The 9310-nt window shown below is 63.0% G+C and carries 7 protein-coding genes; 5 read left to right on the top strand and 2 right to left on the bottom strand.

Annotation, left to right across the window (positions count from 1 at the left end; all coding sequences use genetic code 11):
• Positions 1-7 precede the first annotated feature (7 nt).
• Positions 8-2248 (bottom strand): S9 family peptidase, encoded by a 2241-nt coding sequence (locus tag BAUR9175_RS17065; protein ID WP_009884355.1) that lies wholly within the window; start codon positions 2246-2248, stop codon positions 8-10.
• 187 nt (positions 2249-2435) lie between these two features.
• Here BAUR9175_RS17065 and BAUR9175_RS17070 point away from each other — a divergent pair, with 187 nt between their 5' ends.
• Genes BAUR9175_RS17070 through BAUR9175_RS17080 form a run of 3 tightly spaced genes read left to right on the top strand, consistent with a single transcriptional unit; the run spans position 2436 to position 5708 of the window.
• Positions 2436-3482 carry a Bug family tripartite tricarboxylate transporter substrate binding protein gene (locus BAUR9175_RS17070; protein ID WP_096147052.1) on the top strand — a complete coding sequence of 349 codons (1047 nt, stop codon included), beginning with the start codon at positions 2436-2438 and terminating at the stop codon, positions 3480-3482.
• Positions 3479-4156 carry a tripartite tricarboxylate transporter TctB family protein gene (locus BAUR9175_RS17075; protein WP_101584643.1) on the top strand — a complete coding sequence of 226 codons (678 nt, stop codon included), beginning with the start codon at positions 3479-3481 and terminating at the stop codon, positions 4154-4156. The genes BAUR9175_RS17070 and BAUR9175_RS17075 overlap by 4 nt, the downstream gene beginning before the upstream one ends.
• Position 4157: 1 nt before the next feature.
• Positions 4158-5708: a tripartite tricarboxylate transporter permease gene (locus BAUR9175_RS17080; protein ID WP_009884352.1), complete on the top strand. Its 1551-nt coding sequence runs from the start codon at positions 4158-4160 to the stop codon at positions 5706-5708.
• 88 nt (positions 5709-5796) lie between these two features.
• Here BAUR9175_RS17080 and BAUR9175_RS17085 read toward each other — a convergent pair whose 3' ends face one another.
• Entirely contained in the window at positions 5797-7365 is a 1569-nt protein-coding gene (locus BAUR9175_RS17085) for an MFS transporter (RefSeq protein ID WP_096161337.1), read from the bottom strand.
• Between the two features lie 88 nt (positions 7366-7453).
• Here BAUR9175_RS17085 and BAUR9175_RS17090 point away from each other — a divergent pair, with 88 nt between their 5' ends.
• Both BAUR9175_RS17090 and BAUR9175_RS17095 read left to right on the top strand, forming a co-directional pair.
• Positions 7454-7975, top strand: coding sequence for a TetR/AcrR family transcriptional regulator (locus BAUR9175_RS17090; protein ID WP_009884350.1), 522 nt, complete (start codon positions 7454-7456; stop codon positions 7973-7975).
• Positions 7976-8294: 319 nt separating this feature from the next.
• Positions 8295-9215, top strand: a complete 921-nt coding sequence (locus BAUR9175_RS17095; RefSeq protein ID WP_257944364.1) for a putative endonuclease domain-containing protein — start codon at positions 8295-8297, stop codon at positions 9213-9215.
• Positions 9216-9310 lie beyond the last annotated feature (95 nt).

The following is a 9310-nucleotide window of genomic DNA, read 5'->3' on the forward strand; positions in this document are numbered from 1 at the left end:
GAGCGAATCACGCGTCGATGTCGACATCCGATCGGCCCAGCACATCGAGGATCCAAGCGAAGTCGAAAGCGGTTTCCTTCCATGAGTCGTATCGTCCGGAGGCACCACCGTGGCCGGCGACCATTTCGGTCTTGAGCAGCACATCGGCGCCGACCTCACGCAACCGGGCGACCCATTTGGCCGGTTCGACGTAGAGGACTCGGGTGTCGTTGAGCGAGGTCACGGCCAAGATCTTCGGGTGGGCCACCTCGGCGACGTTCTCGTACGGCGAATAGGAGCGCATGTATTCGTAGACGTCCGCGTCGTGGAGGGGATCGCCCCATTCCTCCCATTCGATGACGGTCAGGGGAAGTTCGGGCATGAGGATCGACGTTAGCGCATCGACGAAGGGCACGTGCGCGCTGACCCCGGCGAAGAGATCGGGTGCCATGTTCGTCACCGCTCCCATCAGCAGTCCGCCGGCGGATCCTCCGGTGGCGACGAGCTGGTCCGGGCTCGTCCATCCGGTGTCTACGAGGTGACGTCCGGCAGCGATGAAGTCGGTGAAGGTGTTCTTTTTCACCGTGGTCTTTCCCTGGTCGTACCAGTGGCGGCCCATCTCTCCACCGCCGCGCACGTGTGCGATGGCGAAGACGACACCGCGGTCGAGCAGGGAGAGCCGGGAGACGGAGAAGTACGGGTCCATGCTCATTTCGTAGGAGCCGTACCCGTAGAGCACCAGCGGTGCGGGCTTGGCCGGGGCCTGCTCGTGGGGGTCATCTGCCCTCGCCGAGGTGGCTGTGCCGGAATCGAGATCGATGAGGTCGGTGCGATAGACCAGGGAGATCGGGATCTGGGTTCCGTCCTCGGCGCTGGCCCAGACGAGGGATTCGCCGTAACTGTCGAGGTCGACCGACCCGAGAACGGGCTGGCGCTTGAGCACCGTGTCAGTGCCGTCTGCGACGCTGTGCTGATAGATCACAGCGGGCGTGGACATGGAGGTGAAGAGGAGACGGATGCTCGTCTGTGAGAACTCCGGGTTGCCGGCGAATCCCAGGGTTCCGGTCTCGCGAGAGAACGGCAGCTCCTGCAGTGGGCCGAAGGGTGAGTCGGTGCCCAGTTCGATGATGCCGACTCGGGCGAAGCCGCCTCGGCGATAGCTGACGACGATGAAGTCAGCGAAGGCATCGACGTCTTCGATGCGCAGCCCCTCGACATCGTCGAGCAGCGCCCTGCCCAGTGACGCCGGGTCGGCGACGGCGCCGGGCTCATCGACGGCGTCAGCGGTCTCCCGTGCGGTGCCGGCCGGATCGGAGGCGGGAACGTCGATGATGTCGAAGTCCTCGCGGTCCTGGTTGTGGGTGATGAGGAAACGGTCCTCACCGGCGATGACTGCGTGCTCCACGGAGTATTCGACCCCATCCACACGCGGCCAGACCACCTGCGGTGCGGCGTCGAGGTCATCGGCCTTGAGCGACCAGAAGCCGGTGGTGGTCTTGGACCCGGTGACGACGAACATGTACTTACCGGACCGGGAAAATCCCGAGCCGACGAAGAACCGTTCATCGGGTTCGTGGAAGATGCAGACATCGTCGCTGCTGTCGGTGCCCACGACATGACGCCAGACCTTCTCCGGGCGCCAGGCCTCGTCGACGGTGGTGTAGAAGACGAAGCGACCAGTGGGGTCGATCGAAGCACCGGCGAAGGTGCCCTCGACGGTGTCGGGCAGGTCCTCGCCTGTGCTCAGGTCGCGCAGTCTCAGCGTGTACCGTTCGTCGCCGGAGTTGTCGACGCCGAAGAGCAGGTACCGACCGTCGTCGGTGAGGGAGAAGGTGCCGAGTGAGAAGAAGTCCTGACCTTCGGCTGCGATGTTCGAGTCGAAGATGACCTCTTCACCGGGCAGCGCTTCCTCTCCGACCTCGGGTGGAGTCCAGTCGGCATCGTCGGAGATGGGCACTCGGACGCTGATCCCGTAATCGAGCCCTGCCCTCGTGCGGGAGAAGTACCAGTAGCCTCCGCGCCGGGTGGGCACCGACATGTCGGTTTCCTTGATCCGGGTCTTGATCTCGGTGAAGATCGATTCGCGCAGGGGCTCGAGCCCGGATGTCTGGGCATTCGTCCACTCGTTCTCGGCCTCGAGGTGGGCGATGACCTCCGGGGATTCCTTCTCGCGCATCCATTCGTAGTCATCGACGAAGGTGTGGCCGTGGTGGGTGCGCTCGTGGGGGATCTTCTTGGCAACGGGGGCGCCGGGGGCAGTGTCATTCATGGTCCCAGCCTAACTACTTCATGCCCGGAACTCCGCTCCCCCGCCACACCTGCCAACCACCCTCGCATCCAGGTGAGCAGAATGAGCAGAACGCGATCAGTGCGCACAACCGCGTAATGTGACGCGCATCAACCTAAGCTATGACGAGCCTCACATGTAGTTCACAACAGATATGAAAGTTTGGTCAATGACGAACCAATCCGCCTCAGACCCTGGCGCAGATCCGCGGCCCGAGCCGGCCCATCCGAACCGGCGCATGTTCGGTCGCATCGCCTACGGTGTCATCGCAGTGGCAGCCATCGGAACGGCCACCACCTACTCGGTCAAAGCAGCTTCAGCCAAGGGTGACCTCTCATCGAATCTCACGCTCATCGCACCTGCCGGTGCCGGTGGCGGTTGGGATGGTTTCGCTCGAGAGACCCAGCAGGCCATGCGAGTGAACAACCTGGCCAACAACTCCCAGGTCGTCAACATCCCCGGAGCCGGTGGCACCATCGGCCTCGGCAAGTTCTCCACCATGGGCGGTCAGGCCGACACAATTCTGGCCACCGGCACTGCGATGGTCGGCGGCATTGCGCTCAACAAGTCGCCCGTCGGCTTCGACGATACGACCCTGCTGGCGCGGGTCGCGGAGGACTATGACGTGCTCATCGCCGCCGCTGATTCCCCTTACAACACGGTCGATGACGTCGTGAGCAAGTGGAAGAAGGACCCGGAAGGGTTCGTCTGGACGGGCGGGTCGGCCGGTTCCGTCGATCATCTCACCATTGCTCAGCTGGCTCTGCTGGCCGGCATTCCGGCCTCGGGCATCACCTATATTCCGAAGTCCGGCGGCGGTGAGGCGATCCAGACGCTGCTCTCGGGCACGACGGACTTCGCCTCCTGTGGCTTCAACGAAGTCTCGGACCAGATCGAGGCCGGTCGCGTCAAGGCACTCGGCGTGGCCGCACCGAAGCGCATTGCCGGCTTCGATGACGTGCCCACGATGACTGAGCAGGGCTACAAGGTGACTCTGACCAACTGGCGCGGCTTCCTCGGCGCCCCCGGCATCAACGAGGACCAGACCGGGCAGCTGGTCGACATTCTCAAACAGACCCGCGACAGCGCGGAATGGGCAGACGCCCTCGACCGCAACAAATGGACGGACGTGTGGCTGACCGGTGATGAGTTCGCAGAGTTCATCAAAGAGGACACCTCCCGGATTGAGAAGCTGCTGAAGGAGTTGGGACTGTGAGCACCACCGCGTCAACCAAGAAGACGACCAGGACGGCCCACCTCGGCGCCGGAACCTGGTGGCAGGGTCGATCAGGTCTCCTGGTCCCCCTCATCATGGCCGGATTCTCCACCTACCTGCTCATCGGCATCCTCACGATGGAAGTCGCCGAAGACGCCGATCAGCCGGGGCCGCAGTTCTTCCCCACGATCATCATGATCGTCGGCTACGTCCTCACGGTCCTGCTCACGATCGCCTATATCCGCAATCCCGAACCCGTCGACGTCGATGACGATCTCCCCGCCGAGGTGGAGGAGGAGAAGGCCTTCTCGACACCTGTCACCTCGGCGGTCTCGGCCTCACGCCTCGACCCGCATGAGGAGGATGAGCCGGCCCAGGATCGCCAGGCACTGGCCAAGGCGCGGACCGAAGACTCCTCGCACCGCACGCACAGTGACTTCGTGTCCCTGGCCTGGGGCGCCGGTGGCTTTGCCGCGTTCGCTCTCATCCTCGAGTTCGCCGGGTGGATTCTTGCCGCGGCTCTCCTGTTCTGGTGCGTGGCCCGGTCGATGGGGTCGAAGCGACCCGTATTCGACCTCACCATGGCACTGACATTCTCATCCTTGGTCTACATCGCGTTCTCGGTGTTGCTGGGGCTCAATCTTCCTTCGGGAATCTTGGGAGGTGGCTTCTGATATGGACGCTCTCATGTCCCTCTTCGAAGGCTTCACACACGCGCTGACGCCGATGAACCTGCTGTGGGTCCTCGTCGGCTGCTTCCTCGGCACCGCCGTGGGCGTGCTGCCGGGCCTGGGCTCGTCGATGGCTGTGGCACTACTGCTGCCGATGACCTTCGCCCTTGACCCGACCGGCGCATTCATCATGTTCGCCGGCGTCTACTTCGGCGGTCTCTTCGGTGACTCCACCATGGCCATTCTCATGAACACCCCCGGCCAGGCATCGGCGATCGCCTCAACGTTCGAAGGCCACAAGATGGCCCGCAATGGGCGAGCGCCGCAGGCTCTGGCCACGGCCGCGATCGGCGCCTTCATCGGCGGGTTCGTCTCCTGCTTCCTGGTCGTCTTCGTTGCTCCGGCGTTGGCGGACTTCTCGACGAACTTCGGCCCGGCTGAGTTCTTCGCCCTCGCACTCTTCGCATTCGTGGCAACCTCCTCGGTCGTTGCGGACTCGGTGCTCAAGGGCCTCATGGCGCTGGTCCTCGGCATCGGGTTCTCGGTCATCGGCATCGATTCGGTCTCCGGCACCGAGCGTTTCACCATGGGCGTTCCCGAGCTCTTCGACGGAGTTTCCCTGGTCACGGTGACTGTGGCGATCCTGGCCCTGGGCGAAGTCTTCTTCATCGCCTCTCGGATTCGTCGCAAGGTCAACGACAACACGATCAACTCCTCGGGTCGGCCCTTCCTCTCCCGCAAGGAGTTCGGCGAGGCTCTGCCTGCGTGGCTGCGCGGGACTGCCATCGGTCTGCCCTTCGGTGTGATTCCCGTCGGCGGTGCCGATGTGCCGACGTTCATGTCCTATGGTCTCGAGCGCAAACTCGACTCGAAGCGCAAGGACCCGCAGTTCGGTGACAAGGGTGCCATCCGCGGCCTGGCCGGCCCCGAGTCGGCAGGTTCTGCCACGACGGGCATCGCCATGGGTGCCCTGTTGGCTCTGGGTCTGCCGATCTCTGCGACGGCTGCGATCATGCTCGCTGCATTCCGTCAGTACGGTCTGCAGCCGGGACCGCTGCTCTTCGATCGGTCTCCGGAACTCGTCTGGGGTCTGCTGGCGAGCTTCTTCATCGCCATGATCGTCCTGCTCATCATCAACCTGCCCTTCGCTCCCCTGTGGGCGAAGCTGCTCAAGATCCCGGATCCCTACCTCTACGGCGGCATCGCGGTCTTCTGCGGCTTGGGCATCTACGCCACCTCGGCTTCGCAGTTCGAGCTCATGATTCTGCTGGGAATCGGCATCATCAGCTTCGTGCTCAAGCGCTACGGGGTGCCGTTGGCACCGCTGATGATCGGCATGGTCCTCGGACCGCTGGCCGAATCCAGCCTGCGTGATGCACTGCTGGCCTCGGGCAACGATGTCTCGGTGCTCGTGTCCTCGCCGATCACGATCGTCCTCTACATCATCCTCATCGGAGCGCTGCTCTACACCGGCATCGGTCGTGTCCTGGCGCGCAGACGGCAGAAGAAGACCGTCGACGCGGCATCGCGCGACAGCGAATCGGTCAGCTCATGATGTGAGGCGACGTGGCGGATGTGACGCCAGACGCGTTCGGTGGCCCGGACCGAAGGAGAATCCCCTTCGCTCCGGGCCACCGGCGCATTCACTGTGGAGAGACGTTCGCATTCCGCCCCACCGGGGGCCCGACCTTCCGGCTGAGGTCTCGAGACCGGCCCGCACCCTTGAGGCCGAAGGACGTGAGGACCGCAGCGATGAGCACCAGCACGACCGCAGCTCCCGCCGCCCATTGGACGCCGAGGTCGAAGGACGCCACAGCCGCCTCGGCGAGCTGGTCACCGAGGTGACCGCCTTGAGCACCCGCGTGCTCGAGTGACGATCCGAGAGTCTCGAACTCTGGCCCACTCGCCTTGGCGCCCAGCGTGGATTGCAGGTGGGAGCCGAAGACCATCGTCGAGAGTCCGCCGAGGACAGCAGTTCCCATGACCGATCCGAATTCGTAGGCCGTCTCAGAGATCGCCGAGGCGGCTCCGGCCTTGTGCGCAGGCACTGCGGACAGGATCAGATCATTCGTGATGACCTCGGCCGTACCTATGCCGATGCCCAGGATGAGGAAGGAGATGAGCATGCCCGCGACCGAATGCTCGGGAGTGAAGGCCACGATTCCGAGGCCGAACGCATTGAGCACAAGCGCGCAGGGAACGACCACGCGCGGCTGCAAGCGCGCCATGATCGGCACCGCCGCATACCCGGAGATGATCGCGGTGAAGAGGCCGGGGATGAGGACGAGCGCCGCCTCGACCGGGGACAGCCCGAGGACCAGCTGGAGCAGCTGGGTGCCGAAGTAGAGGAACCCGGCCAGACCCATGACGCTGAGCAGGTTGGACGCCACTGCCGAGGTGAAGACCTTGTTGGTGAAGAGCCTGACATCGAGCAGCGGGCGCGAGGAATACAGCTGGCGCAGGACGAACCCGGTTCCCGCGAGCACGGTCACAGTCATGGTGCCCCAGAACAGCAGGTCTGCTCCGTCTGCCATGACGTGCTTGATGGCGTAGACGAGCGGGGTCAGCATGAGCATGGACAGCACGATCGACAGAGGGTCGATTCGACCCGGGTTCGGGTCACGCGATTCCGGCAGCAACACGATGGCAGCCGGGATGAAGATCGCGATCAGCGGCAGGTTAATGAAGAAGATCGCACTCCAGTGGAAGTGCTCGAGCAGGATGCCGCCGACAATAGGACCGAGTGCGGCGCCGCCTGAGAACATGGCGGACCAGGTGGCGATAGCGACTCGGCGGTCCTTGGCGTTGAGGAAGATGTTGCGGATGAGCGAAAGCGTCGAGGGCATGAGGGTGGCTCCGAAGATTCCCAGCAATGCACGGGAGGCGATGAGCATCTCCGCCGAGGTGGAGAATGCCGCCAGCAACGAGGCCAGCCCGAAGCCGATAGCGCCGATGACGAGCAGTTTGCGGCGGCCGACCCGGTCGCCGATGCTGCCCATAGCCACGAGGAGTCCCGCGAGCATGAGTGCATAGATGTCGACGATCCAGAGGAGCTGGGTGCCGGTGGGATGGAGGCCGGTGCTTATGGCCGGTATCGCGAATCCCAAGACGGTGTTGTCGATCGAGATGAGCAGAACAGGGATCATCAGCACAGCCAGACCAGCCCATTCGCGCCGGCCGGCGCGCACTTGTGGTGCCTGTGTGGTGAACATGAAATCTACTGTACCGTCTGGACGGTACAGTGAGCAAGAAGAGCCGCACACAATGATTGGCCTGCGGGCTTCGACTAGGCTCAGCGCTATGGCACGAAACCCCTCCGACACCAAAGAGAGACTTCTCGACGCCTTCGACATCCTCCTCGACAAGCAGGGCATCTCCGGCGCAACCCTGGATGCGGTCGCGGCGAAGGCCGGCGTGTCCAAGGGAGGCCTGCTTTACCACTACGGTTCGAAGGCGGAGCTGATCAAGGGAAGCCTCGAACGACTCGACCGACTTGTCGACGAGGACGTTGCATCGATGAAGGCTGCCGGTGACCGCCTGCACATGTACTATCTCGAGACATCAGCCGAGACCGGTACGCCCCTGGACCGCAGCCTCATCGCTGCGAGCTGCCTGGCGCAGGAGAATGACGAAGCGAAGGATTCACTGCGGAAGACCAGAGAAGCATGGTTCGACGCACTTAATGAGCATCTCGGTGATCCCGATCTGGCGATGACGGTTCAGCTCATCGGCGATGGCATGTACTTCAATCAGAATTTCAGCCTCTCCCAGGACGAGGCTCTCAAACACGTCAAGAACGTGCTGGCGCGGTTGGGACTGTAGACAACAAACCGGTGCAGCAACCCTGAACCCCGTGGACAGGGGATAGCCTCGGCGAACTTCGTCCGCACATGCGGAGCCTCCACGCGCAGCCATGCGCCTTAAGTGGCCATGCGCCTTAGGTGGTCGAAACGGTCAGATTCCGCAGCCCAGAACGTGTCCATTCTGACCACCTAAGGGCCACGCTGAGCAATTTCTACGGCAGCAGGGGCCACCTTCTTGACAGTCACTTGCGCGCAGATTCCTGTGGACAGCCGTTCTCTGTCCACAGGGCATAAAACAGCACTCCCCTTCCGGGCGAGAATGCTGCACGATAGCAATCATGTTCAACGACAGCAGATGGGAGATGCGCGACTATCCACGCTTGTTTGCAGCAAGTGAGGCAGAGGCTCTGGGGATCACCCGCCACTACCTGTTCAGAACACAACGCTGCCCGATCATACTTCCAGGCGTGCGCATGGACCGGGAGACTCTCGAGAGCCGCCGCACACCACGGTGGGCCGATGACCGCTGGGAATGGGACTCCTTACGCCTACGAGCGGCCCGAATGAAGTTCGATCAGGTGCTCGCCGATCATGTGACAGCGGCCCGCATCTACGGCTGGCCGATGCCGGCGAACTTCAGGACAGATCCCCGCCTCAGCCTGTGCACAGATGATTTGGCGTTGCGGGTCCGACTGCCGAACGTCACACTTCGTCGATCCGCGCAGATCACCGCCGCAAGGTGGCTCGATCTTCCTGTACTGGCTCCCGCCGACGTCTTCATCTCCATCGCGCCTGACCTGACGATCCGAGATCTGGTGAAAGTCGGGGATGCGGCTGTCGGCCGGTGGCACGGGCCGCCTCAGCTGACTGTCGACACGTTGACTGATCGAGTGGGGCAGCGCAAAAGGCTGAGGGCGCGTCGTCGCCTGCGTGATGCGATTGATCTGATCCGGCCCGGTGTCGATTCCCCGACTGAGACCGACCTGCGCCTGTGGATCGTCTCCGTCGGACTTCCCGAACCGACTGTTCACCCGAAGACCAGCAGTGACCTGGACAGAGGCGACATAGAGCCCGATCTCGGCTACGAGAATGCACGTCTCGCGCTCGAGTACGAAGGCGATCACCACAGGTCATCTCCAACCCAGTGGGCTCGAGACATCGAACGCGATGAAGCGATGAGGGACGCAGGTTGGACAGTGCTCAAGGTGACCCGCCGGACCGATTATCGGCTCTTCGCAAACGAGAGTGTATACCGATGAATTTCAAACAGAGCGAGTCGCTACCCGGATAGACGTCGAGGTCTTCCGATGATGGAAGTTCTCACACTGCCCATCCGAAAGACCTCGACGTGGAC

The sequence above is a fragment of the Brevibacterium aurantiacum genome, assembly GCF_900169065.1.
Taxonomy (GTDB): Bacteria; Actinomycetota; Actinomycetes; order Actinomycetales; family Brevibacteriaceae; genus Brevibacterium; species Brevibacterium aurantiacum.

What these genes read in the sequence shown, in the direction of transcription:
- BAUR9175_RS17085 (WP_096161337.1), bottom strand. Translation starts at nt 7,365, where the DNA reads ATGTTCACCACACAGGCACCACAAGTGCGCGCCGGCCGGCGCGAATGG.
- BAUR9175_RS17080 (WP_009884352.1), top strand. Translation starts at nt 4,158, where the DNA reads ATGGACGCTCTCATGTCCCTCTTCGAAGGCTTCACACACGCGCTGACG.
- BAUR9175_RS17090 (WP_009884350.1), top strand. Translation starts at nt 7,454, where the DNA reads ATGGCACGAAACCCCTCCGACACCAAAGAGAGACTTCTCGACGCCTTC.
- BAUR9175_RS17065 (WP_009884355.1), bottom strand. Translation starts at nt 2,248, where the DNA reads ATGAATGACACTGCCCCCGGCGCCCCCGTTGCCAAGAAGATCCCCCAC.
- BAUR9175_RS17070 (WP_096147052.1), top strand. Translation starts at nt 2,436, where the DNA reads ATGACGAACCAATCCGCCTCAGACCCTGGCGCAGATCCGCGGCCCGAG.
- BAUR9175_RS17095 (WP_257944364.1), top strand. Translation starts at nt 8,295, where the DNA reads ATGTTCAACGACAGCAGATGGGAGATGCGCGACTATCCACGCTTGTTT.